The sequence below is a fragment of the Sphingobium sp. Cam5-1 genome (assembly GCF_015693305.1).
Taxonomy (GTDB): Bacteria; Pseudomonadota; Alphaproteobacteria; order Sphingomonadales; family Sphingomonadaceae; genus Sphingobium.
On sequence record NZ_CP065138.1, the window covers coordinates 778,348 to 802,019 of the forward strand.

Sequence of the window (23,672 nt, forward strand, 5' to 3'; positions counted from 1 at the left end):
AGGAAACGCCGATGGAAGGATTTCTTTCCGGCTATGTATCAATCTCGCGGGCGGGCAGCCTTTTCCGCGATCCCGGATACGCCTTCTCGGCGGTCCAGTTCGTCGAACACGGCGTCCAGCGGAATGTCGAGGTCCGCCAGCAGAACCATCAGGTGGAACAGCAAATCCGCGCTTTCGCCGATCACGCCTTCGCGATCGGATGCCATGGCGGCAATCACCGTCTCCACGGCTTCTTCACCGACCTTCTGCGCGATCTTGCCCCGGCCTCGTGCGGTCAGTTTCGCCACATAGGATTGGGACGGGTCAGCTGTCCGCCGTTGCCGGATGGTCTTTTCAAGATCGAAGAGTGTCGAGCGCATGCTGTCCATCAAGCCTTCACCGCCTGATGCGTCAATGAAAAGTTGTTCATCGCGAACGGACGGGCACGCCCGCAGCGGCAAGCGCCTGGTGCGCTTCGGCTACGGTATGCTGGCCAAAGTGGAAGATGGAGGCGGCCAGCACCGCGCTGGCATGACCTTCGATCACGCCTTCGACCAGATGCTGGAGCGTGCCGACACCGCCGCTGGCGATAACGGGAACGGACACGGCATCGGCGATGGTGCGGGTGAGGGCGAGGTCATAGCCCTGTTTCGTGCCGTCCCCGTCCATGGAAGTGACGAGCAGTTCGCCCGCACCGAGTTGCGCCAGCCTTACCGCATGTTCGACCGCGTCGATGCCGGTCGGCTTGCGACCGCCATGGGTGAAGATTTCCCAGCGGTTGTTGCCGACGCGCCGGGCGTCGACCGATCCGACGATGCACTGACTGCCGAAGCGGTCGGCGATGTCGGCCACCACTTCGGGGCGCGCCACTGCGGCGCTGTTTACGGCCACCTTGTCTGCGCCCGCGAGCAGCAGGGCTCGCGCATCTTCCGGGCTGCGCACGCCGCCGCCGACGGTGACGGGCATGAAGCAGACTTCGGCGGTCCGGCGCACCACGTCCAATATGGTGCCGCGCGCCTCATGGGTGGCGGTGATGTCTAGGAAGCACAGCTCGTCCGCGCCAGCCGCGTCATAGACCCGCGCCTGTTCCACCGGATCACCCGCGTCGCGCAGGTCGACAAAGTTCACGCCCTTGACCACGCGGCCATTGGCGACGTCCAGGCAAGGGATGACGCGGGTGCAGACGGTCACGCCGCCGCCTTCGCGATCGCCAGTGCTGCCTTCAGGTCCAGCCGTCCGTCATAAAGCGCGCGGCCGGTGATAACGCCTTCGATGCCTTCGTCTGCATGCAGGCTAAGTACGCGAATGTCCGCGATTCCCGCCACGCCTCCGCTGGCGATGACGGGTATGTCCGTGCCGCGCGCCAACTCGACGGTCGCGTCGATGTTGCAGCCCTTGAGCAAGCCGTCGCGGCCTACGTCCGTGAAGAGCAGGCTGGCGACGCCCGCATCCTCGAACCGGCGAGCAAGGTCCGCGACGGGCATGTCGGACTTTTCCGCCCAGCCGTCCGTCGCGACGAAACCATCCCGTGCATCGACGGCAACCACGATGCCGCCGGGGAAGTCGCGCGCGGCCGCCTTGACGAAGGCCGGGTCCTTGAGCGCAGCGGTGCCGATGACGATGCGTGATACGCCAAGGTCGAACCAGCGCTCCACAGCCTCGCGATTGCGGATGCCGCCGCCTAGCTGGACATGGCCGGGAAAGGCTTCGACGATGCGCTCTACCGCTTCGGCATTGACCGCATGGCCAGCAAAGCTGCCGTCGAGGTCCACGACATGCAGATGCTCGGCCCCTGCCTCCGCGAAGATCAGCGCCTGCGCGGCGGGGTCGTCGCCATAGACGGTGGCGCGGTTCATGTCGCCTTCGGCCAGGCGGACGACCTGTCCGCCTTTGAGGTCGATTGCGGGAAAGACGATCAGGCTCATATCAATATCCGAACGGGCGACGAAGCGGGGTCACGGACGCCACTTCAGGAAACGGGAAAGGAAGGAAAGGCCATAGGTCTGGCTCTTTTCCGGATGGAATTGGCAACCGATGATCGTGTCGCGAGCGACGGCGGCCACCAGCGGGCCGCCATGATCGGTGGTGGCGGCGACATGGGCGGGATTGTCCGCTTCGAAATGATAGCTGTGCAGGAAATAGGCCTCGCCGGTTTCCAACAGCGGCGGCGTCCCGTTCAGCACGACCTTGTTCCAGCCCATATGTGGCACTTTGATCGCGGGATCGGTCGGCTCGATCCGCCGAACAGTCCCGGGAATCCAGCCCAGACCTTCATGCCGTCCGAACTCCTCGCCCGCGTCTGCGAGCAACTGCATACCCACGCACACGCCAAGGAAAGGCGTGCCGCGCTGGCCCACTGCCTCGTTCATCGCGCCGATCATGCCCGGAATGGCGGACAGCGCATCCATACACGCGCGAAAGGCGCCTACGCCCGGCAGGACGATGCGGTCCGCCTTCGCCACTACCTCAGGATCAGCGGTGATGACGGCATCCTCCGCCCCCGCCTTGCGCAGGGCATTGTGGACCGAATGAAGGTTGCCTGCGCCGTAATCGATGAGGGCTAGCGCAGTCACAACATCCCCTTGGTGGACGGGATGGCGTCCGCCTTGCGTGGGTCGATCTCCACCGCCTGCCGCAGCGCGCGGGCGAGGCCCTTGAAGCAGCTTTCGACGATGTGGTGATTGTTGCTGCCATAGAGATTTTCGACGTGCAGCGTGATCCCGGCAGCCTGCGCGAAGCTGTGGAACCAGTGTTCGATCATCTCGGTATCCCATTCGCCGAGGCGCTGGACCGTGAAGGGCGCGTTGAACACCAGCCAGGGACGGCCAGAAATGTCGAGTGACACGCGCGAAAGCGTCTCGTCCATCGGCGAATAGACGCTGCCATAACGGGTGATGCCGCGCTTGTCGCCCAAGGCCTTAGCCACAGCCTCGCCGATGGCGATTGCCGTATCCTCGGTCGTGTGATGCTGATCGACATGCAGGTCGCCGACCGTGCTGACCGTCATGTCGATCAGCGAGTGGCGCGACAGCTGCTCGATCATGTGATCGAGGAAGCCGATGCCGGTGGAGACGGTATAGATCCCCGTTCCGTCGAGATTGACGGTCACGTCGATCTGCGTTTCCGCAGTGTTGCGGTGAATTTCGGCCGTGCGCATGGCTGCGCCCTATACCGAAGTGGTGGTGGCATGCAATGTGGCGTTGCATGTGCGGGGCGCACTTGACCAGCCGCGCCGCGCCGTTAGGACAATGGGGGATGAGCGACGACTTGCCTGACAGCCTGATTCCCTACGACGAAATCGTGCAGGAGGCGCTGCGTGCCGTGGTCGGCCGCGTGCTGGGCGAGGTCGAGCATTCCGGCGGTCTGCCGGGTTCGCATCATTTCTACATCACGTTCAAAACGCAGGCTCCCGGAGTCGTGATCCCCAAGCAATTGGTGGAACGGTTCCCGGATGAGATGACGATCGTCCTTCAGAATAAATTCTGGGATCTGAAAGTCAGCAGCGACGGGTTCGAAGTCAGCCTGACATTCAATCAGGTTGCGTCGCATCTTGTCATACCCTTTGCCGCCATCACGGCCTTCGTGGATCCTGCGGTGAATTTCGCGCTCCAGTTCCAGGTGCAGTCGGACGGATTGCCCGAACCGCATGAGGAAGCGGAGAATGACGCGCCGCTGGTCACGACCGAAGACGGCTCCAACGTCGTGACGGTGGATTTCGGCAAGAAGAAATAAGGGCTGGCGGACAGCCGCCCGACCTCCCAGATTGGCTACCTGACCTTATGTTCCGGGAGCCTTTGCATGGAAAGCCGCACGGAAACCGACAGCATCGGCGCCATAGAGGTGCCCGCAAGCGCCTATTGGGGCGCGCAGACCCAGCGCAGCATCGAAAATTTTCCCTTCGGCGCGATGGAGCGCATGCCGATCGGGATTATCCACGCTCTCGCCATCGTCAAACAGGCTGCTGCGCGGGTCAATCGCGCGGAAGGATTGGCGCCGGAACTGGCCGAGGCGATAGAGGCGGCCTCCGCCCGAGTGATCGCGGGGGATCATGACGACCAATTCCCGCTCGTCATCTGGCAGACGGGCAGCGGCACTCAATCGAACATGAACGTCAATGAGGTGATCGCGGGCATCGCCAATGAAGCGCTGACAGGCAAGCGGGGGGGCAAGTCACCCGTTCATCCGAACGATCATGTAAATATGAGGCAGTCGTCCAACGATAGCTTTCCCACCGCGCTTCACATCGCCGCCGCGCGCGCCGCGATGGAGCAACTCTTCCCCGCGATCGACCGGCTCCATAAGGCTCTGGAGGATAAAGCGCGGGCCTGGGATGGCATCGTGAAGATCGGCCGGACCCATCTTCAGGATGCGACACCGCTGACGCTGGGGCAGGAATTTTCGGGCTACGCGCATCAGCTGTACCGCTGTCGCAATCGGATCGAGCCTGCCGTCATGCACGGGATGATGGCGCTGGCTCAGGGGGGAACCGCCGTGGGCACGGGGTTGAACGCGCCCGAGGGCTTTGACGTCGCCATGGCAAGGGAGATTGCGGCGATCACCGGCCTGCCGTTTCGCACGGCGGATAACAAGTTCGAAGCGCTTGCCTCCAACGATCCGCTGGTCCATCTCTCCTCGACCCTCGCCACGCTGGCCGTCGCACTCACCAAGATCGCGAACGACATTCGCCTGCTTGGCAGCGGGCCGCGTTCCGGGCTTGGCGAACTCGACCTTCCCGCCAATGAACCGGGCAGTTCGATCATGCCCGGCAAGGTCAATCCGACCCAGTGCGAGATGCTGACCATGGTGGCGAGCCAAGTGATCGGCAATCATCAGGCCATCACGGTCGGCGGCCTTCAGGGACATCTGGAATTGAATGTCTTCAAACCGATGATCGGCGCTGCCGTCCTGCGTTCGATCCATCTGCTGAGCGTGGGCATGGACAGCTTTGCCGAACGCTGTGTCGAGGGGCTGGAGGCGAACGAGAAGCGTATTGCCGAACTGGTCGACAGGTCGCTGATGCTGGTCACCGCCCTCGCGCCCGAGATCGGCTATGACAACGCCGCGAAGATCGCGAAGCATGCGCATGCAGAAGGGCTCACGCTCAAGGAAGCGGGCCTTGCGCTTGGCCTGATCGATGAGGAAAGTTTTGATCGGCTGGTCCGGCCGGAAAATATGGTGTGAACTGGCGGAACCGCCCGTCCTGCGATACATTGATCGCCATATGAAGAAGATCACGTCCAAACAGCCGCTTGTCACCGTCCGCCCGCCGCGCAAGGCAGGGCTGCTGCGAAAGACGGCACGCCTGGGCGCGGCCGTCGTCGCTGCGCGCGTCGCTGCGGCTACCGGAAAGAAGGGCGTGGTCGGACTTATCGCGGGCATGGGCGCCAAGCGGTTGATCATGCGCTATCCGATGGGCGCGCTGTTCGTCACCGGCGCTTATCTGGCGGGCAAAGCCTATGAGACGAAGCGCGAAGTCGATCGCAAACGTGCGGTGAAGGCGCTGCCTGATCTTAGCAACGAACCGGTGCCGATCACCGAAGCCCGCACGAAAAAGGCCTAAAGGGCCAACTGCCAGCTTTTTATCGCTTCAATCGGCCAAGCCAGCATCAGCACGTTGAGCGTCAGATTGTCGCGGATCGCCACTAGCGCGATGATTTCCAATGCGATGCCAGCGCATATCGTCACGGCGACCGGCGCGCGGGCCGCGAAGAGGAAGCCGAGCGCCATCATGCCTATATCGCTCATCGAATTCAGGATGGTGTCGCCGCTATAGCCCAAAGCGATCGTCGCCGCGCGGTAGCGGTCGATGATGATCGGCGAGTTCTCCAATATCTCCCACACGGATTCGACCAGCACCGCCAGCGCAAAACGTGGACCAATCGGTTGCCGCCGCATCAACGCCCACGCCCCTGCGTAGAAGAGGAAGCCGTGGATTACGTGGCTGAGGCTGTACCAATCGGCGATATGCTGGCTGTTGCCGCTGTCCAGTGCGCCATGCCATAGCTCGACATGGCCGCAAGTGCAGATGGGTGGCCGCGCCATCAGGAACAGCAGCGCGCAGGTCAGCAGTAGGATGATCCCGGCGGCAATGAAGCCCCGGCGGTTGCGTAGTGCCTTTCGTCTCAACGATCGTCCCCCTTCACGGCCTCTTGCCAAACGCGTTCCACGGCGTCACTAGCGGCCATGGCCGACAGCATCCCTATTGAGGCGCCCGATTTCAAGCGGCGTGGCGTGCTCTTCGTTCTTTCCTCGCCTTCTGGCGCGGGCAAATCCACCATCGCGCGCAAGCTTCTGGCTGCTGAGTCGGACCTTGCCATGTCCGTTTCCGCTACCACGCGGCCGATGCGTCCGGGCGAAGTGGACGGCAAGGACTATCATTTCGTCGATCTGGAGGAATTTCGCCGGATGACGGCGGAGCATGAATTTCTCGAATGGGCGCACGTCTTTGGTCAGCGCTACGGTACGCCGCGCGCGCCTGTCGAGGCGATGTTGAAGAGCGGCCGCGACGTACTTTTCGACATTGACTGGCAGGGCGCTCAGCAGCTGCACCAGATCGCCGGGGGCGATGTCGTGCGCGTGTTCATCCTTCCTCCCTCGATGGAAGAGCTGGAACGCCGCCTGCGTGGCCGTGCGACCGACAGTGAGGAAGTAATCGAAGGCCGCATGTCCCGCGCCGCCAATGAAATCGCGCATTGGGACGGCTATGATTATGTTCTCTGCAATGTCGATGCGGAGGATTGCTTCAGGCGGGTCCAGACGATCCTTCATGCAGAGCGCATGAAACGCAGCCGCCAGACAGGCCTTATCGGCTTCATCCGCCGGTTGAGCCGTTATCATCAGGAAGATTGAGGAAGAGTGGTTTTCCAGCCTTCGCCGGTTTCGATCGAAGCCGAGCGACGGATCTTACCTCTCAAATCCCGCCGGTTCCGCCCAATCCGGATGCACCCAGGCCATCGCTTTGAACAGCGTCCCCATGGCGTCATCGGCAGTCAGCCGCAGCCGCGCAGCCTCCACCTCTGCCGCCCGTGCGGGGGATGTGCGCGCGAGCTGATCCGCCCGCGCGTCAATGCCTAGCTTTCGCAGCAACTCACCCTGGTTCACCGGCCCCAACACTCGCAGGCCCGCCTGCCGCGCCATATTGCCGATCATGGTGAAATCGACATGGGTGGTAAGATCGCTTTCGCCCGGTTCCAGGAAAGGGTCCGCAAACTGGTGTTCGCGCACGGCCTGCAAGGTGTCGCCGATCGCTGGACCTTCATAGCCATAGTCGATGATGATCGCGGCGCCGCCCTGCCGCGCGATCCGCTGCGCCAGTTCCAGCGCGATAGCGGTCCCAGCCAGCGGTATTTCAATGATCGCCCCGTCGGGAGCGTCCGCCGCGATGGCGGGAATGCTCGATTCGACCCGCCGATAGCCCGGCACGGCCTCAAAACGGTTCGAGTCGGTGTCATCAGGGCAGATGACGACACGCTCGCGCCATTCTTCGCCCGAACGGATGATCTGGCGGACAGGCAGGGCGTCGAAAAACTCGTTCGCAACGACGAGCAGCGGCGCATTGTCCGGCAAGGCGCCGACGCTGTCATGGTGGAAGGCGTTCGGGACGAGCGCGCGTTGCCGCTCGCGCAGTGTTGGGCTGGTTTCGACGAAATGCGGTTGGGGCGTTAATCCCGCGCTGCCCATGGCGCGCAGTGCATCGGACGCCAGGGTGCCGCGCCCCGGACCAAGCTCAACATAAAGTGCGTTGGGGCGGCTGCCGGATCGCATCCACAGGTCTGCCAGGCACAGGCCGACCAGTTCGCCGAACATCTGGCTGATCTCCGGCGCGGTGGTGAAATCGCCTGCCGCACCCAGAGGATCGCGCGTGCCGTAATAATGCTGGTTCGCCTCGGCCATATAATGCGCGACCGAGATCGGCCCCCCGGCATCAATCTGCCGTGCCAGCCGCTGGGCGAGGGTCAGCGGTTCAGCTGACACTCGCGCTCCCCGCGATTGGCTCCACGCGAACGCGGCGGCCCTTCGCGGTTGCGATCAGGTACAGTCCGCCGAGGATCATCGGCACGCACAGCCACTGGCCCATGTGAAGGCCGGTGCGCGCTGCAAATTCCATCAGCTGCGCGTCAGCTTCGCGGAAATATTCCACGCCGAAACGGAATATGCCGTAACCGAGCAGGAAAATCCCCACGAGCATTCCCGGCTTGTAGCGGGCGCGCGTCTTCCAGAAGGCGAAGGCAAGGATGAGGAAGAGTATGATGCCTTCGAAAAAGGCTTCGTAAAGCTGGCTCGGATGGCGGGGGAAGGGGCCGCCGGTCGGGAAGATCATCGCCCACGGCACGTCCGTCTCCTTGCCCCACAGCTCGCCATTCACGAAGTTGGCGAGGCGGCCGAAAAACAGCCCGAAGGGTACGCAGCAGGCGACGAAATCATGGATGCGCAGCCATGACAGCTTTTCCTTCCGCGCCATGTAGAGGATGCCCAGCGACACGCCAGCCGCCCCGCCATGGAAGGACATGCCGCCGTTCCACAGTTTGAAGATGTCGAGCGGATTGCGCAGGATTTCGGGCTGGTAGAAGAAGACATAGGCCAGCCGCCCGCCGATGATGATGCCGAGCGTTGCATAGAATATCATGTCGTCGGCATGCCGCCGCGCCATGGGGGAACCCGGCTGGGCGATGAGTTTCAGCAGATACCAGTAGCCGATCAATATGCCTGCCAGATAGGCGAGGCTGTACCATTTGAGCGTGAAGAAGCCGAGGTCGAGCGCGACCGGGCTCAGCCCCAGCTGATCGAAACGAATGGCGCCCGAAGCCGCGGCGGCAAGGTCTAGGATCAAGTTGTCGGTCCCCTTCGGAAATATGGCCTTCGCCATAGAGCAGGATAGGGTAAGGAGGAAAGGGGGCTTATTTTCATCCGGGTACGGAATGACGATTGAACAGAACGGGGCAGGGAAGAATGGCCCGGATCGGTCCAACCCCGCTTCAGGCATTAACTTGCTTTAAACCCATTAAATGCGAGTATCATAGCATGGCTATCGATCCGATCATGGAGCAATCCCCCGAACCCGGCGACAAGCGCGCCGATATTCGTTGGCCCATTCGCCTTGAGGTGGCCGAAGCACTGGGTGAGGGATCAGCCGACGTCGTGGTTCACGATATCTCCACGGCGGGGATGCTGATTGAAACCAGCTCAAAACTGCAACTTGGCCAAGGCGTGCTTTTGTCCCTGCCCGAAGCGGGTTCCGTCTCCGCCCGCGTCGTTTGGCAGGATGAACCGCTATTTGGATGCCGTTTCGATGAGGCGCTCCCCCAAGCCGCTGTCAGTGCGACCCGGCTTCGCAGCACGGTGCGCAGCAATGGCAGGCCGATCGACCATGCCGCCGATGCGCAAGGTCCTGAAATGTTTCCTGCGCGTCTGCGCCGGTTGCGCCGCGAACGCGGCCTTAGCCGGGAAGCGTTGTCCAAGTTGACGGGTTTCAGTAAGCCGTCGCTGTGGGCGTGGGAAGTGGGCAAAACCATGCCCCGGCGAAGGAGCCTGATTGCCCTCGCCCAGGCATTCGGCCTGACCGAGCAGCAATTGCTTTTGGGTGAGGCGGTCGCGCCGTCGCATGGTCCCGCAGGGGCGGGCAATGCCCGTCTGGGTCAGCAGCTTCATGATGTCATCGACTCAGCGAAGCGGGAAGTCGCGAAACACGCAGGCGTCGATGTCTCGCAGGTGCAGATCCGCATCGATTATTGAAGCGCTATCAGGCGGGCGCGTGGGTTGAATTTTCTCCCATGCGATCGTTGGCCTTGAGCCTGCCCGAACGGGTTTAGTTATGTAAATAATAGGCGTGACGCGCCAGCAGGATCGCAACATCCAGCAATCAACTACCTAACAAAAAAGCCGCCCGGTGAGGGGCGGCTTTCTTTTTGGTCCGGTGAGAAAAACTCAGGCTTCTTCAGCCGGAGCTTCTTCCGCTTCCACGGCGATTTCGCCGGGTTCCGCGTTCGGATCATACTCTTCGGTGAAGCCAGCCTCGTCCTTTTCGAACAGGTCGGCCATCACGTCGACGCCCTGCGCCTGCAGATCAGCTTCTTCCGGCGAGCGGGCAACGTTCACCTGAATGGTGACGGCGACTTCGGGGTGCAGCGCGACCTTGACGTCGAATACGCCGAGCGTCTTGATCGGACGTTCCAGCACGACCATCGCCTTGGTGACGTTGGTGATGCCATCGGCCTGCAGCGCCTCGACGACGTCGCGAACCGCGACCGAGCCGTAGAGGTGCCCAGCGTTCGACGACTGGCGGATCAGGACGATCTGCTTGCCATTGACGCCTTCGGCAGCCTTTTCAGCGTCGCCGCGGCGGGCGGCGTTGTCGGCTTCGATCTTCGCGCGGTTGGCTTCGAAGACCTTCTTGTTGGCGTTGTTGGAGCGCAGCGCCTTCTTGTTGGGCAGCAGGAAGTTACGCGCGTAACCGTCCTTCACGGTGACGATGTCACCGATGGCGCCCAGCTTCTCGATCCGTTCGAGGAGAATGATTTCCATGAGTCTTACTCCCTCACTTCACGATGTAGGGCAGCAGGCCCAGGTGACGGGCGCGCTTGATGGCCTGGGCCAACTCACGCTGCTTCTTGGCGGACACCGCAGTGATGCGGCTGGGGACGATCTTGCCGCGCTCGGACACGAAGCCCTGCAGCAGACGGACGTCCTTATAATCGATCTTCGGCGCATCCTTGGCGGCGAAGGGGCAGCTCTTGCGGCGGCGGAAAAACGGGCGTGCCATTGTTCAGATCTCCTTATTCGCCAGCCGGGGCTTCATCGCGGTCGCGGCGCGGGCCACGATCTTCGCGAGGACCACGGTCACCACGATCACCGCGCGGACCGCGCTCGGCGCGTTCCTGCTTGCGCATCATCACCGACGGGCCGGTTTCCAGCTCATCGACCTTGACGGTCATGTAGCGGATGATGTCTTCGTTGATCTGCGTCTGGCGCTCCAGTTCCGCGACGACACCAGCAGGGGCGTCGATGTTCAGCATCACATAGTGAGCCTTGCGGTTCTTGGCGATCTTGTAGGCGAGGCTGCGCAGGCCCCAGGTTTCCACCTTGGTCACCTTGCCAGCATTATCCTCGACGATCTTGGTGGCGGTTTCCGCCAGCGCGTCCACCTGCGCCTGTGCCAGGTCCTGGCGCGCAAGGAACACATGCTCATAAAGAGCCATGGGTATTGCCTCATCTGTTGGCCGATCGCTGACGCCCACCCCATGTGGAACGCCCCTCCGGCTGTCGTCTCAAGCATTCATCCGCGCGGCATCCGAGTCACCCCGGCCCACGCGAAGCGGCGCCTATGGCGGAAATGCGCCGGGTTGGCAAGGAAGACTTCTCAGTTGCGATGCATCTCGGCAGTGCCGATAAAATGCGCCCGCGTGGAGGCTCCCGCCCTGTCGAGCAACGCGGCGACCTTGTGCTTCAAAGGCTCGGAAGGACGGAAGGGGTCGTCATAGGCCATGCCCCATTCACCGAACTCACGGGCATCGATTTCCTGCTTGCGCAGCATCACGAGCCCCCGGTGGCGGGCATCAAGCCCGATCCGGTTATAGATCCGCTCGACATTGTCCTTTGGCCCTTCAAGCACCTGGAGAAAGCGCTTGCCGTTGTAGAGCAGCAATCCGGTCACGTCCTCGCCACTGTTCCTTTGCGAGGCAGCTTGTGCGATCGTCGCGCACTGGCTGGGTGAGACGGCGCCTGTTGCGCTGCTGATATACATGATCTGATACAAGGACATGTTGCTTCCCGGAAAATATCGAGCCCCTTGCCCGGTTTCTAACCCTCAACGGTTTAAACATTATGTTTGATATGGATCATGAAGCGCCCCGGAGGGAGAGAGGTCCCCGGGGCGCTTTCTGGCCGCTCGGTCGAAGCCTTAGCGGATGGCGCTGCCTATAACCGCGCCGATGATGCCGCTGGTGATCGCGACCAGCACCGCATCATTGCCGGAACGGACCCAGTGATAACCGCGCGGCGGGGCGTTCAGGCGGTAGTCGCGATAATTGTTGATCACGCGATAATCGCGGGCATAGCGGCGGTCGAAGCGCTGGCCCTTGCCCCAGCGGCGATAGTCGTTCTTGCGCACGACCGTCTTGTGCTTGACCACCTTATGCTTGACTATGGTGCGGCCGTGCGGACCTTGATGGACGACGCGGGTCACTTCGCGATGCGGCGCGGCCTGCGCCTGCGCGGCGACCATGGGGCTTGCGACCATCGCCGTTGCGGCCAGGCTCATCAGCAGTTTCTTGATCATCTCACTTGCTCCTTTGCTCTTGATCTGTCGCGCCTTCTTCGGCGTTGAAGACAGATTTAGGCCGGACTTGTCGCAAGCTTGTGCCGGTGAGACGGTTCAACTGTCTGAAATTGTAACAGCGCCTATTCGTGCCGCAGCGCGTCGATCGGATTGAGCGCCGCTGCCCGCCGCGCCGGGAAATAGCCGAACACGACGCCGATCGCCGCTGAAAAGAGGAAGGCGATCATGTTCACCTTCACATCGAAGATGAAAGGCACCTGCATCAGCGGCGCAATGACAATCGACGCGATCAGCGCGAGGATCAGGCCGATCAGCCCGCCCAGGCAGGAGAGAACGATGGCTTCCACCAGGAACTGCATCAGCACCTCCCGCGCGACAGCGCCGATGGCGAGGCGGATGCCAATTTCTCGCGTGCGCTCAGTCACCGAAACCAGCATGATGTTCATGATGCCGATCCCGCCCACCAGCAGGGAAATGGCCGCAACCGCCGCGACGATCTGCGTCAGGATGGTGGTCGTGCCGGTCAGCGTGTCGCTGATCTGCTTGGTATCGAAGACGTTGAAATTATCGTCCGCCCCCGGCTTCACCTTGCGCCGTTCGCGCATCAGTTCCTCCAGGCTCGCCTGCACCGTGGAGGTGTCATAAGCGTCGTCCACCGCGATCATGATCTGGCTGATGTCGCGGTCGCCGGTGAAGCGGCGCTGGACGAACTTGATCGGCATGACGACGACATCGTCCTGATCGCCAAAGCCCCCCTGGCCACGTGTCGCCAAAGCGCCGATGACCTGACAGGAAACCCCCTTGATGCGCAGGCGCTTGCCTGTGGGATCGCTTCCCTGAAACAGGTTGTTGCGTACCGTGTTGCCGATGATGCAGACGGCTTTGCCCGCTTCCTCCTCCTCGGGCATGAAGAGGCGGCCCGCGTCAGCCTTCCAGCTCTGCACCTCGAAATAGGCGGCGGTTGTGCCATAGACGGTGGTCGACCAATTGCTGCCTTCATAGATAGCTGTGCCGCTGGACTGCACCAGTGGCGCGACGGCGCGGACGCCCGTCAGCTGGTTCTCGATCGCCGTTAGGTCGGCTGGCTTGAAGTCGGGTGGCCTCGGCCCGCCGCCGCCCCGGCCAAAGCCTTGGCCCGGCCGCAGTTGCAAGACGTTGGCGCCGAGCGAGCTGATCTGCTCCCGCACGGCCGCCGTCGCGCCATTGCCCAGCGTCACCATCGTGACCACCGCCGCCACGCCGATGATGATGCCCAGCGTCGTCAGAAAGCTGCGCAGCTTGTGCCGGTTGATCGCCCGGAACGCCAGGGTGACAGTGGTGCCTAGCATTTCCACGTCGCTCGCCCCTTCAGGGGAGAGGGTTGCGCAGACTTGGCAGCTTGCTGCCTAGTCGAAGCTGGGAGAGGGGGAAGTGCCCAGCCTCTCACCCTCATCCAACTGCGCCTAACTCGCTGCGCGAGCAAGGCTACGTATCCTTCTCCCTTTGAGGGAGAAGGTCTGGGCCGTAGCATCCTCACGCCTTCACCCCCGCATCGATCCGCTCCACCAGTCCATCCTTGAAATGCACGATCGTGCGGGCATAGGCGGCCATGTCGGGCTCATGCGTGACCATCAGCACGGTAATGCCGCTGTTCCGGTTGAGGTCGGCCAGCAGTTCCATAATCTCTATCGATCGTTCTGAATCCAAATTGCCCGTAGGCTCGTCTGCCAGCAGCACGGCAGGCTGCGTCACGATTGCACGCGCGATGGCGACACGCTGTTGCTGGCCGCCAGACAGTTCAGCGGGCGTATGGTCCCACCATTCCTTCAATCCCACCTTGTCGAGCGCCGCCATGCCCGCATCATAGCGCGCCTTCTTGTCCTCGCCCCGGTAGAGCAGCGGCAATTCGACATTCTCCAGCGCGCTCGTCCGGGACAAGAGGTTGAAGCCCTGGAACACGAAGCCAAGATAGCGGCGACGGAGCAGCGCCCGCTGGTCGCGGTCCAGTGTTTCGACGTGTCGGCCCTTGAACAGAAATTCCCCGCCGCTCGGCACATCGAGGCAACCGATAATGTTCATCGTCGTGGACTTGCCCGAACCCGAAGGCCCCATGACCGCGACGAAATCCCCTTCCTCAATGTCGAGATCGATGCCCTTCAGCGCCTGAAAGGCGGTGGCGCCTGAACCATAGACCTTGGTCACGCCGCGCAGGGAAATGATCGGATCAGCCACTGCGTCAGCTTCCGTTCTGCCGCCCGGTGCCGCGAGGCTCCCCGCCGCCTCCGGAGCGGTCACGCCGCTGGCCGCCACCATCCGAGCTATCCTCCGCAGGCTGTTCCTGTCCCGCCGCGAGCTGGCCCGTGATGACTCGCATGCCGGGCTTCAATCCGCCACCAGTGATTGCCGTGCGCGCTCCGTCACTGGCGCCGACGGTTACCTGCACGGCCTTGGGATTGCCGTCCTCTCCCACGACATAAACGGTCTGGCTGCTGCCGATGCCGAAGCTGACCTGCCGGTTGGCGCCGCCACGGCGGAAGCGGCGAGGGCCGGGCACGATCTGGCTGGTAATGCCGCCCCCCTGACCGGCGCCTGCGCTAGGCTTGAACCGCAACGCTGCGTTCGGAACGAGCAGGACGTTGCTCAATTGCTGCGTCACGATGTCGGCGGTCGCCGTCATGCCGGGGCGCAAAGTCTCGTCCTTGTTATCGACGGCAAGCACCGCCGTGTACGCCACTACCGTGCCAGCGGTGCTGGTGGCCGTGCTGCTGCCTGATGACGAGGATGAGGAACTGCTGGAGGCATTGGAGCCGACATTGACCCGCGTCACCCGCGCTGGAAAGCTCTTGCCCGGGAAAGCATCGACGGCAAAGGTCGCGGCTTGACCCTCCTTCACCTGGCCAACATCGGCTTCGTCCACCGCGACTTCGACCTCCATCTTGGTCAGGTCCTCGGCAATGGTGAACAGCACGGGGGCATTGAAGGAAGCCGCGACCGTCTGGCCGGGCTCGATGTCGCGCGAAAGGACGACGCCAGTCACCGGCGACACGATCTGCGCGATCGAAAGATTGGTTTGCGCCGTCGCAAGCTGCGCGCGCGAGACACTGACCTGCGCCTGCTGCGCCCTCAAATTACCAAGCGCTGACTGATAATCCGCCCGCGCCGCATCAAGTTCCGTCTTCGCTGGCACACGCCCGTCCGAAAGGCGGAAGACGTTCAGCTGCCGGTCGAGTGTCGCTTTGGCGAGAGCGACCTGTGCCTGCGCTTGAGTAACGCTCGCCTGCGATGCGGCCACCTGCGCCCGGTTCTGCGTCACCGAGTCCACCAGACGCCGCGTATCCAATTCAGCCAGCCGCTGGCCCTTGGTGACGCGATCATTCACATCGACATAGACGCGCGTGATCTTTCCTGATTGTTCGGAGCCCACATCCACCTGATTGATCGGCTTCAAATTGCCGGTGGCCGACACCGTCACCGTCAGGTCGCCGCGCCGCACCTCCCGCGTGGCGAAGTTCGGCTTGTCCTCGCCCGAAAAACAGCGGGCGAGCAGCAGGATCAGGATCAGCAGCGCCAGCCCGACCGCACCCCGCACCACCCACTTGCGCCAGGGCTTTTCGGGACGCGCGCCGAGAAATTCGTCCAGATCCTTGTCCGTGCTCACATCTTCACTCATCGGGGCGGTTGTCCATATTCTGCCAGCCGCCACCCAGCGCATTGTAAAGCTGGGCGATGGCAAGGACCTCGTCGGCTTGCGCAGCCGCAAGGCTGTTGCGCGCGTTCAACAGCGTCGTTTCGGTGTTGGAAAGCGTCTGAAAATCGATCAATCCCGACTGATACTGGCTACGCGCGAGAAGGGCGGCATTGTTCGACGCGTCGAAGGCAGTGGCGAACTCTGCCTTGCGCTGGCGGGCGCTGTTAAGGGACGCCATAGCATTCTCGACATCCTCAAGCGCGGTCAGCACGCTCTGCTTATAGGCAGCGAAGGCAGCATCCGTGGCCGCCCTTTGCGATCGCACCTGGGAAGCGAGCCGTCCGCCATCGAAGATGACCTGTGCGACATTGGCGAACACGCCGCCGGTAATGATGTCGAACAGGTTTTTGATGCTGGTCGCGTTGGTGCCGATATTCCCGCTGATCCCCAATGACGGGTAAAGCTGCGCCTGCGCCACGCCGATCCGCGCTGTCGCCGCCGCCAAATTCCTCTCTGCTGCGCGGACATCGGGCCGTTGGCGCAGCGTATCAGCGGGGATGCCGGTCGTAATCGTGGTCGTAGCAACCGGGATCGGTGCGGCGGCTTCCAGCGCGCGGGTCGCTTCGCCCGGCGCTTGCCCGGTCAGTACAGCAATGCGGTTCAGGCTGCCGCGCAGGCTGGCCTCCAGTTGCGGGATCGCCGCGTTCGTCTGGGCAAGCTGGGCGCGGGCCTGCTGCTCATCGAGCGATGATACCAACCCCGCCTGCAACCGCCAGTTGGCGATGTTGTAGTTATCCTGCTGAATGGCCTGCGTTTCGCGGGCGATGCGCAACTGCTCCTGCGCCTGCCTTGCCTGAACATAGTTGGTGACCAGTTCGGCTATGATGGTCAGCCGCACATTGGCAAGGTCATAGCCGGACGCGGCCAGATCCGCGCGCGCAGCCTCGGCTGATCGGGCCAACTCCCCGAACAGGTCGATCTGCCAACTCGCATTCGCACCCAGCGAATAGCTGCTGCTCCACCTATCCGATCCGGTGGACACGACATTGCCGTCGATAACGCGCGTGCCGCCGCCACGATTGGAATAGTTACGCCCGCCAGAACCCGACGCATTGACCTGCGGCAGGAAGGCTGCCCCCGCCTGCACAAGGGACTCCCGCGCCTGCCGCAACCGCGCCTGCGCCTGCACGATGTCGAGGTTGCTGGCCACCGCTTGGTCGATCAACCCTGTGAGCACCGGGTCATCGAGCCGGGTCCACCAGTGCGCAAGCTCTGCTTCGCTCAGCGCACCGCCCGCTGGAGCTGCATGATATCTGCCCGGCACACCCAATGCAGCCGGTTGCGGCGCCCGGTAATCGGGTCCCGCCGCGCAAGCCGAGAGCGTCAAAGCCGTCCCGCTGATCCAGCCAATGCGATATCGCACCTTTTCCTTGCACTCCGTCGTCGTTAAAGGGACGCCACCTTGGGGGTTGAGGCGGTCCAGTCAGGGAAACTGCCGAAAGGGACCTTATGTCTCAACGGCATTTGTGTCTCAAAGTGTAACGATGTTGAAAAACGGCGCTTTTGCAGGCGTCCTTGCGTCAGAAGGTGAATGATGAGGGCATTTCTTTTTCCGGGGCAGGGTAGCCAGTCGGTTGGCATGGGGAATGCTTTGGCCGAAGCAAGCCCAGCCGCAAAGGAACTGTTTCAAGAGGTCGATGACGCCCTGTCGCAACATTTGTTCCGCATCATGGTGGAAGGTCCTGAAAGCGACCTTACCCTCACCGAAAATGCGCAGCCCGCGATCATGGCTAATGCGTTGGCGACGTTGCGGGTGATGCAGCGCGAGGGCGGCTTCTCGCTGGCGGAAAAGGGCGATTTCGTCGCTGGGCACAGCCTTGGCGAATATAGCGCGCTTTGTGCTGTAGAAGCCTTCGACATCGGCACCACCTCGCGCCTCCTCAAGCTGCGCGGCCAGGCGATGCAAGCGGCGGTTCCAGTGGGGGAGGGCGCAATGGCGGCCCTGCTGGGCGCCGATATCAAAAAGGCGCAGGCGCTGGCTGACGCGGCGGCTGAGGGCGAAGTCTGCACCGTCGCCAACGACAATGATCCGACCCAAGTGGTCATTTCCGGCCATCGCGGCGCAATCGAGCGCGCGGTCGCCCTAGTGAAGGACCATGGCATCAAGCGCGGCGTGCTGCTGCCGGTTTCCGCACCGTTCCACTGCCCGTTGATGCAGCCCGCCGCCGAAGCGATGGAAGATGCCCTTGCCAAGGCAGCCATCAACACCCCGCTGCTCCCCGTCTATGCCAACGTCCTCGCCGCCCCGATCGCAGACCCCGAAGAAATCAAGCGTCGCCTGGTCGAACAGGTGACCGGCCGCGTCCGCTGGCGCGAATCTGTCGCTGCCATGTGGGACGCGGGCGTAACCGAGTTCGTCGAACTGGGCGGCAAAGTGCTCGGCCCCATGGTCAAGCGCATCGCCCCCGAGGCCACCGTCCGCAGCGTCGTCACCATGGACGACATTGAGGCGGCGCTCGCTGGCTTTTGATCTTTTTCGCGCAGAGGCGCAGAGAACGCGGAGGGGCGTTGAGACCGATCGATGACATCACGCGAGATGTGATCGGTATCGCGATGCACATACATCGCGAACTTGGTCCAGGGCTCCTCGAAAGCGTTTATGAGATGGTGCTGGCGGCAAAACTGCATCGTCTGGGCTACAGGGTCGATCGGCAACGGCAGATCAACATGGAATTTGATGGGCTGCGTTTCGAAGCCGCATTTCGTATCGATATTTTGGTTGATGAAAGACTGATCGTCGAAATCAAATCGGTCGAGCAGATACACAAGGTTCATGCGAAGCAACTGCTGACGTATCTCCGGCTCACTAGGCAACCTGTTGGGCTGATCCTCAATTTCGGCGCCGAGACAATGAGGGAAGGTATCCGTCGTCTCGTGAATAACCATAATGATTCTGCGTCCTCTGCGCCTCTGCGCGAACAAATTATAACGGAGTAAGAATATGTTCGATCTGACAGGCATGACCGCGCTGGTGACTGGCGCTTCGGGTGGCATCGGCTCAGCAATCGCCCGGTCGCTCGCGGCGCAGGGGGCGACGCTGGCGCTTTCGGGCAGCAATGAGGAAAAGCTCAAGGCTTTCGCTGCTGAGTTGGGCGGTAATCACAAGACGCTGGTCTGCAACCTGGCCGATCCCGCAGCAGTCGACGGCCTCGTGGCTCAGGCTGTCGAAGCGCTGGGGGGCAAGATCGACATTCTCGTCAACAATGCCGGGATCACCCGCGACAACCTCATACTGCGGATGAAGGATGAGGAATGGTCGGATGTCATCTCCGTTAATCTGGAAGCCGCTTTTCGCCTCGCACGCGCCGCCGCCAAGCCGATGATGAAGGCGCGCTTCGGCCGCATCATTTCGATCACCTCCGTGGTCGGCGTCACCGGCAATCCCGGCCAGGCCAACTATGCCGCGTCAAAGGCGGGCATCATCGGCATGTCCAAATCGCTCGGCCAGGAACTGGCGAGCCGAGGTATCACCGTCAACTGCGTCGCGCCGGGCTTCATCCGCTCTGCTATGACCGACGCGCTCAATGATGCGCAGAAGGGCGCCATCCTTCAAAAGATCCCCGCAGGCGACCTCGGCACAGGCGAGGATATCGGCGCTGCCGTTGTCTATCTCGCCAGTCGCGAGGCAGGCTACGTCACTGGCCAGACCCTGCATGTTAATGGTGGCATGGCGATGATTTGACGCTCGGTAATAGGCTGAAAGGGCTCGCTGTTCCGTCCCAATCGGGTGGCAATGTGCCATTCAGGCGCATGGAAGGGCGGGAATCATGCGTTTCGATCTTTTCTTGCCTCTTGCCTCCGTCGGGGCTTGCCTCTAGGGCATGCCTTAACAAATATTCACAACCTCAACGATACCCAGTAAAAAGGACCACTCATGAGTGAGACCGCGGATCGCGTTAAGAAAATCGTCGTCGAACATCTGGGCGTCGAAGCCGAAAAGGTGACCGAGGATGCAAGCTTCATCGATGATCTGGGCGCAGACAGCCTCGACATCGTTGAGCTGGTGATGGCGTTCGAAGAAGAATTCGGCGTGGAAATCCCTGACGACGCCGCCGAAAAGATCGGCACCGTCAAGGATGCGATCGATTATATCGACAGCAAGCAGTAAGAATGTTGTGTGGCTGACCGGGGGTCGGCTGCCTGCGTTTTTTGAAGGAAATGGCTCCTCCTGTCCGGCGAATCCGGTCTTGGGGAGCCTTTTCGTATCTGGTGCACCGTTCACAAGCGCTCTCGAAGCAGCTAAGGAGCGGCCCAAACCTATGAAGATTTTCGGAGCAGATATATGCGTCGCGTTGTCGTAACCGGCCTCGGCATGGTGAGCCCGCTTGGCGGGAATGTCGAAACTACCTGGAAGAACATCCTTGCTTCGAAGTCCGGCGCTGCGACGATCGCGCGCTTTGACGCCAGCGAATATAAGTGCCGCATCGCCTGCGAAGTGAAGCCCGCGGACCATGAATATGGCTATGATCCGGGCCTGGATGTCGATCACAAGATCCAGCGCCAGGTCGATCCTTTCATTGTCTATGGCATTTCCGCCGCCAGCCAGGCGCTGCGTGATGCGGGCCTCGACAATATGAGCGAGGAAGAGCGTCTGCGCGCCGGTTGCTCGATCGGGTCGGGGATCGGTGGCCTGCCGGGCATCGAAAGCGAATCGCTGGTATTGGCCAACAAGGGGCCGAGCCGCGTTAGCCCGCACTTCGTCCATGGCCGCCTCATCAACCTGATTTCCGGTCAGGTTTCGATCAAATATGGCCTCATGGGTCCCAACCATGCGGTGGTCACCGCCTGCTCGACCGGTGCGCACTCGATCGGCGACGCCGCGCGCATGATCGCGATGGACGACGCCGACGTCATGCTGGCGGGTGGCGCCGAAAGCGCGATCTGCCCGATCGGCATTGCCGGTTTTGCTCAGGCGCGCGCGCTGTCGACCGCCTTCAACGACACGCCCGAAAAAGCCAGCCGCCCCTATGACGTCAACCGCGACGGCTTCGTCATGGGTGAAGGCGCGGGCGTTGTCGTGCTCGAAGAATATGAGCATGCCAAGAAGCGCGGCGCGCACATCTATGCCGAAGTCATCGGCTATGGGCTGTCCGGCGACGCCTATCACGTCACTGCTCCGCATCCAGAGGGTAGCGGCGGCTACCGTTCGATGGAAATGGCGCTCAAAAAGTCCGGCCTCAGCCTCGCCGACATCGACTATGTGAATGCCCACGGCACCTCGACCCCGCTCGGCGACGAGTTGGAGCTGGGCGCGGTAAAGCGGCTGTTCGGTGACAATATCTCGACCATGTCGATGAGCAGCACCAAGTCGGCGATTGGCCACCTTCTCGGCGGCGCGGGCGCGGTGGAAAGCATCTTCTGCATCCTCGCCATCCGCGACCAGATCGTACCGCCCACGCTCAACCTTGATGAGCCGAGCGAAAGCTGCGCGGGCGTCGACCTCGTCCCGCATGTGGCGAAGGAGCGGAAGGTCCGCGCCGTCCTCAACAACAGCTTCGGCTTCGGCGGCACCAACGCGTCGCTCATCATGAAGGCGATCTGAGGACAAAGCCATGCGGCGGTTCGGGCTGGTTATCCTTGCGATCGGCCTGGCCGTCGCCGCCTTCGTGGCGTTCCGCTTCGTATATGGCTGGACCGAAGCGGGGCCTGCGCCGCGCGACATAACGGTCGTCGTCCCCGATGGAGCGACCGTAGCGGACGCCGCCGTCCTCTTGAAACAGGCGGGTGCGGTGCGTTCAGCAGACGCATTCCTCACCCGGACTAAGGTGTTCGGGCGTGGAAAGTCGATCAAGGCGGGCGAATTCCTGATCCCCAAGGGCGCCAGCAACGCCGACATCTTCTCGATCCTTCAAGGCGGCAAGACGCTGACACGGCTGGTCACCATACCGGAGGGAATGCCTTCCATCATGGTTCATGAACGGCTGATGGCGAATGACGAGTTGACCGGCGATGTCTCGGTCCCCGCCGAGGGCAGCGTGCTTCCCGACAGCTATGCGTTTGACAAGGGCGAAAGCCGGGCCGCTGTGCTCAAACGCATGCAGGACGCGATGACGCGCACTCTCGCCAAGCTATGGGCCGAACGCGCGCCCAATAGCGTGGCGAAATCACCCAGCGAAGCGATCATCCTTGCCAGCATCGTGGAAAAGGAAACCGCGGTCCCTGCTGAGCGGCCCACCGTCGCGGGCGTCTATGGCAACCGCCTGAAGGCCGGGATGATGCTTCAGGCAGACCCGACCATCATCTATCCGATCACCAAGGGCAAGCCGCTCGGCCGCCGTATCAAAAAGTCGGAGATCGCTGCGGTCAACGACTATAACACTTATGCGATGACCGGACTTCCCAAGGGGCCGATCGCCAACCCCGGCAAGCTGTCGATCCTGGCCGTGCTGCATCCCGCCGAAACAAAGGCGCTCTATTTCGTCGCTGACGGAAAAGGCGGCCACATCTTCGCCGACACGCTCCAGCAGCATAATGAGAATGTCCGCAAATGGTTCGAAATCCGCCGCGCGCGCGGGGAGCTTTAAGAGTGTTGTAAATCCTCCCTACGCCAAAGGCGTGGGGAGGGGGACCGCCGCAAAGCGGTGGTGGAGGGGAAATAGCACCCTTCCGCCAACTCACCGCAGCACACCCCGCGCCCTCAACCGCACGGCATAAAACAACTGCCCAACCGCAATGGCGAATATTACCGCCGGAAACACCGCCGCCACCGCGCCCTTCACCGCCCACAAATCGGTGCCCAAAAAGCTGTACCCGAACTGCATCACGACAGCGACCATCGACAGCGCGAACAACGCCACCGCCGCCGCCTTCCGCAGCAACAATAGCATGGCTCCGGCTGTCCCCGCGCCCACCGCGACGGCATAGGCCGCCCAAGCCCAATCCGGCATCTCTGCAAAGATGCGAGCGGTGTAGGGATCGCTTTTCGCCAGCGCCGCCAGATCAGCGCCATATTGCATGGCAAAGGCCGCCACGCCGATCAAATTCCAGATCAGCAGGCCGATTGCGATGAATTTGAAGGATCGTGACGCGCTCATATGAGTTTTCCCTCCCTGAAGCCTTTGCCCACGTAGCCGACCATCATATAGATGCGCTTCACCGCGTGAAAGCGATGCTGACCGGGAGATGATGAAATGCTCGGACGTTCCGTACCTGATGTAACGCTGAAGACCCGCGTGCGCGATGAAAGCGTCGGCGGCCCCAATCCTTTCCGCTGGCAGGATGTCCAGACGGGCGACCTGTTCAAGGGCAAGCGGGTGGTCGTATTCTCACTGCCGGGCGCCTTCACCCCGACCTGTTCGACCGAACAATGTCCCGCTTTCGAACGCTTCTACGACGATTTCAAGGCGCTGGGAGTGGACGATGTCTACTGCATTTCGGTCAATGACTCCTTTGTCATGTACCAGTGGGGCAAGCATCTCGGCATCAAGAATGTGAAGCTGCTGCCCGACGGATCGGGCGACTTCACCCGCCGCATGGGCATGCTGGTGAAGAAGGATCATCTTGGCTTTGGTGACCGGAGCTGGCGCTACGCCATGGTCGTCGATGACGGTCAGGTGGTCGCATGGTTCGAGGAGCCCGGCATCAACGATATCGGGGAGGATGATGATCCCTACGGCCAGACGAGCCCGGAACCGGTGCTGCAATGGCTGAAGGAACATCCGGCTGACTGAAGGCACGGGCACCGCGCCGATC

The 23,672-nt window shown here is 62.1% G+C and carries 30 protein-coding genes; 12 read left to right on the top strand and 18 right to left on the bottom strand.

The annotated features are described in order from the left end of the window. Positions 1–38: 38 nt before the first annotated feature. From IZV00_RS03920 to hisB, 5 genes are read right to left on the bottom strand one after another with little or no spacing between them, the layout of a single operon-like run. The gene (locus tag IZV00_RS03920; RefSeq protein WP_196225869.1) at positions 39–359 is read right to left on the bottom strand and encodes a phosphoribosyl-ATP diphosphatase; all 321 of its coding nucleotides are present in this window, start codon (positions 357–359) and stop codon (positions 39–41) included. 46 nt (positions 360–405) lie between these two features. Next, positions 406–1,170: an imidazole glycerol phosphate synthase subunit HisF gene (gene hisF / locus IZV00_RS03925; RefSeq protein WP_196225870.1), complete on the bottom strand. Its 765-nt coding sequence runs from the start codon at positions 1,168–1,170 to the stop codon at positions 406–408. Further along, complete coding sequence (gene hisA / locus IZV00_RS03930) at positions 1,167–1,904, bottom strand: 1-(5-phosphoribosyl)-5-[(5-phosphoribosylamino)methylideneamino]imidazole-4-carboxamide isomerase (protein ID WP_196225871.1); 738 nt, start codon at positions 1,902–1,904, stop codon at positions 1,167–1,169. The genes hisF and hisA overlap by 4 nt, the downstream gene beginning before the upstream one ends. 30 nt (positions 1,905–1,934) lie before the next feature. After that, positions 1,935–2,552, bottom strand: coding sequence for an imidazole glycerol phosphate synthase subunit HisH (gene hisH, locus IZV00_RS03935; protein ID WP_196225872.1), 618 nt, complete (start codon positions 2,550–2,552; stop codon positions 1,935–1,937). Further along, positions 2,549–3,136, bottom strand: coding sequence for an imidazoleglycerol-phosphate dehydratase HisB (gene hisB, locus IZV00_RS03940; RefSeq protein ID WP_196225873.1), 588 nt, complete (start codon positions 3,134–3,136; stop codon positions 2,549–2,551). Before hisB ends, hisH begins: the two co-directional genes overlap by 4 nt. Before the next feature lie 98 nt (positions 3,137–3,234). Between hisB and IZV00_RS03945 the strand changes: the two genes are divergently transcribed. The 3 genes from IZV00_RS03945 to IZV00_RS03955 all read left to right on the top strand — a co-directional run bounded on the left by IZV00_RS03945 (position 3,235) and on the right by IZV00_RS03955 (position 5,539). Then, positions 3,235–3,711 carry an SspB family protein gene (locus IZV00_RS03945; RefSeq protein WP_196225874.1) on the top strand — a complete coding sequence of 159 codons (477 nt, stop codon included), beginning with the start codon at positions 3,235–3,237 and terminating at the stop codon, positions 3,709–3,711. Positions 3,712–3,777: 66 nt separating this feature from the next. Further along, positions 3,778–5,160 carry a class II fumarate hydratase gene (gene fumC, locus IZV00_RS03950; protein ID WP_196225875.1) on the top strand — a complete coding sequence of 461 codons (1,383 nt, stop codon included), beginning with the start codon at positions 3,778–3,780 and terminating at the stop codon, positions 5,158–5,160. A 40-nt stretch (positions 5,161–5,200) separates the two neighbouring features. Then, the gene (locus tag IZV00_RS03955) at positions 5,201–5,539 is read left to right on the top strand and encodes a hypothetical protein (protein WP_196225876.1); all 339 of its coding nucleotides are present in this window, start codon (positions 5,201–5,203) and stop codon (positions 5,537–5,539) included. Here the strand turns inward: IZV00_RS03955 and IZV00_RS03960 are convergent. Next, on the bottom strand, positions 5,536–6,105 hold the full coding sequence (locus tag IZV00_RS03960; RefSeq protein WP_196225877.1) for a DUF2585 domain-containing protein: 570 nt from the start codon (positions 6,103–6,105) through the stop codon (positions 5,536–5,538). The genes IZV00_RS03955 and IZV00_RS03960 overlap by 4 nt on opposite strands. Before the next feature lie 57 nt (positions 6,106–6,162). On the opposite strand from IZV00_RS03960, the gene gmk reads away from it, so the two are divergent. Continuing rightward, the gene (gene gmk, locus IZV00_RS03965) at positions 6,163–6,828 is read left to right on the top strand and encodes a guanylate kinase (RefSeq protein ID WP_196225878.1); all 666 of its coding nucleotides are present in this window, start codon (positions 6,163–6,165) and stop codon (positions 6,826–6,828) included. A 54-nt stretch (positions 6,829–6,882) separates the two neighbouring features. Here the strand turns inward: gmk and IZV00_RS03970 are convergent, their stop codons facing one another. Further along, positions 6,883–7,953, bottom strand: coding sequence for a class I SAM-dependent methyltransferase (locus IZV00_RS03970; protein WP_196225879.1), 1,071 nt, complete (start codon positions 7,951–7,953; stop codon positions 6,883–6,885). Continuing rightward, positions 7,943–8,845 carry a prolipoprotein diacylglyceryl transferase gene (lgt, locus tag IZV00_RS03975; RefSeq protein ID WP_196225880.1) on the bottom strand — a complete coding sequence of 301 codons (903 nt, stop codon included), beginning with the start codon at positions 8,843–8,845 and terminating at the stop codon, positions 7,943–7,945. Before lgt ends, IZV00_RS03970 begins: the two co-directional genes overlap by 11 nt. 155 nt (positions 8,846–9,000) lie before the next feature. Between lgt and IZV00_RS03980 the strand changes: the two genes are divergently transcribed. After that, entirely contained in the window at positions 9,001–9,711 is a 711-nt protein-coding gene (locus IZV00_RS03980; protein WP_230463295.1) for a helix-turn-helix domain-containing protein, read from the top strand. A 192-nt stretch (positions 9,712–9,903) separates the two neighbouring features. On the opposite strand, the gene rplI is transcribed toward IZV00_RS03980, so the two are convergent. The 9 genes from rplI to IZV00_RS04025 form a co-directional block, all read right to left on the bottom strand. After that, positions 9,904–10,500, bottom strand: coding sequence for a 50S ribosomal protein L9 (gene rplI, locus IZV00_RS03985; protein ID WP_196225882.1), 597 nt, complete (start codon positions 10,498–10,500; stop codon positions 9,904–9,906). A gap of 13 nt (positions 10,501–10,513) precedes the next feature. Then, positions 10,514–10,738: a 30S ribosomal protein S18 gene (rpsR, locus tag IZV00_RS03990; protein WP_004212076.1), complete on the bottom strand. Its 225-nt coding sequence runs from the start codon at positions 10,736–10,738 to the stop codon at positions 10,514–10,516. Between the two features lie 13 nt (positions 10,739–10,751). Beyond that, positions 10,752–11,174 (bottom strand): 30S ribosomal protein S6, encoded by a 423-nt coding sequence (gene rpsF / locus IZV00_RS03995; protein ID WP_196225883.1) that lies wholly within the window; start codon positions 11,172–11,174, stop codon positions 10,752–10,754. Between the two features lie 161 nt (positions 11,175–11,335). Continuing rightward, positions 11,336–11,737 (bottom strand): BLUF domain-containing protein, encoded by a 402-nt coding sequence (locus IZV00_RS04000; RefSeq protein WP_230463296.1) that lies wholly within the window; start codon positions 11,735–11,737, stop codon positions 11,336–11,338. A 138-nt stretch (positions 11,738–11,875) separates the two neighbouring features. Further along, entirely contained in the window at positions 11,876–12,253 is a 378-nt protein-coding gene (locus tag IZV00_RS04005) for an RcnB family protein (protein WP_196225884.1), read from the bottom strand. 122 nt (positions 12,254–12,375) lie between these two features. Then, on the bottom strand, positions 12,376–13,581 hold the full coding sequence (locus IZV00_RS04010) for an ABC transporter permease (protein ID WP_196226497.1): 1,206 nt from the start codon (positions 13,579–13,581) through the stop codon (positions 12,376–12,378). Positions 13,582–13,765: 184 nt separating this feature from the next. Next, positions 13,766–14,545 carry an ABC transporter ATP-binding protein gene (locus tag IZV00_RS04015; RefSeq protein WP_329604482.1) on the bottom strand — a complete coding sequence of 260 codons (780 nt, stop codon included), beginning with the start codon at positions 14,543–14,545 and terminating at the stop codon, positions 13,766–13,768. After that, positions 14,469–15,902: an efflux RND transporter periplasmic adaptor subunit gene (locus tag IZV00_RS04020; protein ID WP_196225886.1), complete on the bottom strand. Its 1,434-nt coding sequence runs from the start codon at positions 15,900–15,902 to the stop codon at positions 14,469–14,471. The genes IZV00_RS04015 and IZV00_RS04020 overlap by 77 nt, the downstream gene beginning before the upstream one ends. After that, a complete protein-coding gene (locus tag IZV00_RS04025) occupies positions 15,895–17,343 on the bottom strand; it encodes an efflux transporter outer membrane subunit (RefSeq protein ID WP_196225887.1) in 1,449 nt (482 codons plus the stop codon). The genes IZV00_RS04020 and IZV00_RS04025 overlap by 8 nt, the downstream gene beginning before the upstream one ends. A gap of 171 nt (positions 17,344–17,514) precedes the next feature. On the opposite strand from IZV00_RS04025, the gene fabD reads away from it, so the two are divergent. The 6 genes from fabD to mltG all read left to right on the top strand — a co-directional run bounded on the left by fabD (position 17,515) and on the right by mltG (position 22,504). Next, positions 17,515–18,450: an ACP S-malonyltransferase gene (gene fabD / locus IZV00_RS04030; RefSeq protein ID WP_196226498.1), complete on the top strand. Its 936-nt coding sequence runs from the start codon at positions 17,515–17,517 to the stop codon at positions 18,448–18,450. Between the two features lie 38 nt (positions 18,451–18,488). After that, complete coding sequence (locus IZV00_RS04035; protein ID WP_196225888.1) at positions 18,489–18,917, top strand: GxxExxY protein; 429 nt, start codon at positions 18,489–18,491, stop codon at positions 18,915–18,917. Between the two features lie 4 nt (positions 18,918–18,921). Beyond that, positions 18,922–19,662, top strand: a complete 741-nt coding sequence (fabG, locus tag IZV00_RS04040) for a 3-oxoacyl-[acyl-carrier-protein] reductase (RefSeq protein ID WP_196225889.1) — start codon at positions 18,922–18,924, stop codon at positions 19,660–19,662. Between the two features lie 192 nt (positions 19,663–19,854). After that, positions 19,855–20,088: an acyl carrier protein gene (locus IZV00_RS04045; RefSeq protein ID WP_006950224.1), complete on the top strand. Its 234-nt coding sequence runs from the start codon at positions 19,855–19,857 to the stop codon at positions 20,086–20,088. Positions 20,089–20,262: 174 nt separating this feature from the next. After that, positions 20,263–21,522 (top strand): beta-ketoacyl-ACP synthase II, encoded by a 1,260-nt coding sequence (fabF, locus tag IZV00_RS04050; RefSeq protein ID WP_196225890.1) that lies wholly within the window; start codon positions 20,263–20,265, stop codon positions 21,520–21,522. 10 nt (positions 21,523–21,532) lie between these two features. Continuing rightward, the gene (gene mltG, locus IZV00_RS04055) at positions 21,533–22,504 is read left to right on the top strand and encodes an endolytic transglycosylase MltG (protein ID WP_196225891.1); all 972 of its coding nucleotides are present in this window, start codon (positions 21,533–21,535) and stop codon (positions 22,502–22,504) included. Positions 22,505–22,594: 90 nt separating this feature from the next. Here the strand turns inward: mltG and IZV00_RS04060 are convergent, their stop codons facing one another. Continuing rightward, on the bottom strand, positions 22,595–23,014 hold the full coding sequence (locus IZV00_RS04060) for a sugar transporter (protein WP_196225892.1): 420 nt from the start codon (positions 23,012–23,014) through the stop codon (positions 22,595–22,597). A 96-nt stretch (positions 23,015–23,110) separates the two neighbouring features. Here IZV00_RS04060 and IZV00_RS04065 point away from each other — a divergent pair, with 96 nt between their 5' ends. Beyond that, complete coding sequence (locus IZV00_RS04065; RefSeq protein ID WP_196225893.1) at positions 23,111–23,650, top strand: peroxiredoxin; 540 nt, start codon at positions 23,111–23,113, stop codon at positions 23,648–23,650. Positions 23,651–23,672 lie beyond the last annotated feature (22 nt).

Excerpts from the sequence above, each read along its gene's own strand:
- IZV00_RS03920 (WP_196225869.1), bottom strand. The coding sequence starts at position 359 with ATGCGCTCGACACTCTTCGATCTTGAAAAGACCATCCGGCAACGGCGG.
- hisA (WP_196225871.1), bottom strand. The coding sequence starts at position 1,904 with ATGAGCCTGATCGTCTTTCCCGCAATCGACCTCAAAGGCGGACAGGTC.
- hisB (WP_196225873.1), bottom strand. The coding sequence starts at position 3,136 with ATGCGCACGGCCGAAATTCACCGCAACACTGCGGAAACGCAGATCGAC.
- IZV00_RS03945 (WP_196225874.1), top strand. The coding sequence starts at position 3,235 with ATGAGCGACGACTTGCCTGACAGCCTGATTCCCTACGACGAAATCGTG.
- fumC (WP_196225875.1), top strand. The coding sequence starts at position 3,778 with ATGGAAAGCCGCACGGAAACCGACAGCATCGGCGCCATAGAGGTGCCC.
- IZV00_RS03955 (WP_196225876.1), top strand. The coding sequence starts at position 5,201 with ATGAAGAAGATCACGTCCAAACAGCCGCTTGTCACCGTCCGCCCGCCG.
- gmk (WP_196225878.1), top strand. The coding sequence starts at position 6,163 with ATGGCCGACAGCATCCCTATTGAGGCGCCCGATTTCAAGCGGCGTGGC.
- lgt (WP_196225880.1), bottom strand. The coding sequence starts at position 8,845 with ATGGCGAAGGCCATATTTCCGAAGGGGACCGACAACTTGATCCTAGAC.
- IZV00_RS03980 (WP_230463295.1), top strand. The coding sequence starts at position 9,001 with ATGGCTATCGATCCGATCATGGAGCAATCCCCCGAACCCGGCGACAAG.
- rplI (WP_196225882.1), bottom strand. The coding sequence starts at position 10,500 with ATGGAAATCATTCTCCTCGAACGGATCGAGAAGCTGGGCGCCATCGGT.
- rpsR (WP_004212076.1), bottom strand. The coding sequence starts at position 10,738 with ATGGCACGCCCGTTTTTCCGCCGCCGCAAGAGCTGCCCCTTCGCCGCC.
- rpsF (WP_196225883.1), bottom strand. The coding sequence starts at position 11,174 with ATGGCTCTTTATGAGCATGTGTTCCTTGCGCGCCAGGACCTGGCACAG.
- IZV00_RS04000 (WP_230463296.1), bottom strand. The coding sequence starts at position 11,737 with ATGTCCTTGTATCAGATCATGTATATCAGCAGCGCAACAGGCGCCGTC.
- IZV00_RS04005 (WP_196225884.1), bottom strand. The coding sequence starts at position 12,253 with ATGATCAAGAAACTGCTGATGAGCCTGGCCGCAACGGCGATGGTCGCA.
- IZV00_RS04010 (WP_196226497.1), bottom strand. The coding sequence starts at position 13,581 with ATGCTAGGCACCACTGTCACCCTGGCGTTCCGGGCGATCAACCGGCAC.
- IZV00_RS04015 (WP_329604482.1), bottom strand. The coding sequence starts at position 14,545 with ATGGTGGCGGCCAGCGGCGTGACCGCTCCGGAGGCGGCGGGGAGCCTC.
- IZV00_RS04020 (WP_196225886.1), bottom strand. The coding sequence starts at position 15,902 with ATGAGTGAAGATGTGAGCACGGACAAGGATCTGGACGAATTTCTCGGC.
- fabD (WP_196226498.1), top strand. The coding sequence starts at position 17,515 with ATGAGGGCATTTCTTTTTCCGGGGCAGGGTAGCCAGTCGGTTGGCATG.
- fabG (WP_196225889.1), top strand. The coding sequence starts at position 18,922 with ATGTTCGATCTGACAGGCATGACCGCGCTGGTGACTGGCGCTTCGGGT.
- IZV00_RS04045 (WP_006950224.1), top strand. The coding sequence starts at position 19,855 with ATGAGTGAGACCGCGGATCGCGTTAAGAAAATCGTCGTCGAACATCTG.
- fabF (WP_196225890.1), top strand. The coding sequence starts at position 20,263 with ATGCGTCGCGTTGTCGTAACCGGCCTCGGCATGGTGAGCCCGCTTGGC.
- mltG (WP_196225891.1), top strand. The coding sequence starts at position 21,533 with ATGCGGCGGTTCGGGCTGGTTATCCTTGCGATCGGCCTGGCCGTCGCC.
- IZV00_RS04060 (WP_196225892.1), bottom strand. The coding sequence starts at position 23,014 with ATGAGCGCGTCACGATCCTTCAAATTCATCGCAATCGGCCTGCTGATC.
- IZV00_RS04065 (WP_196225893.1), top strand. The coding sequence starts at position 23,111 with ATGCTCGGACGTTCCGTACCTGATGTAACGCTGAAGACCCGCGTGCGC.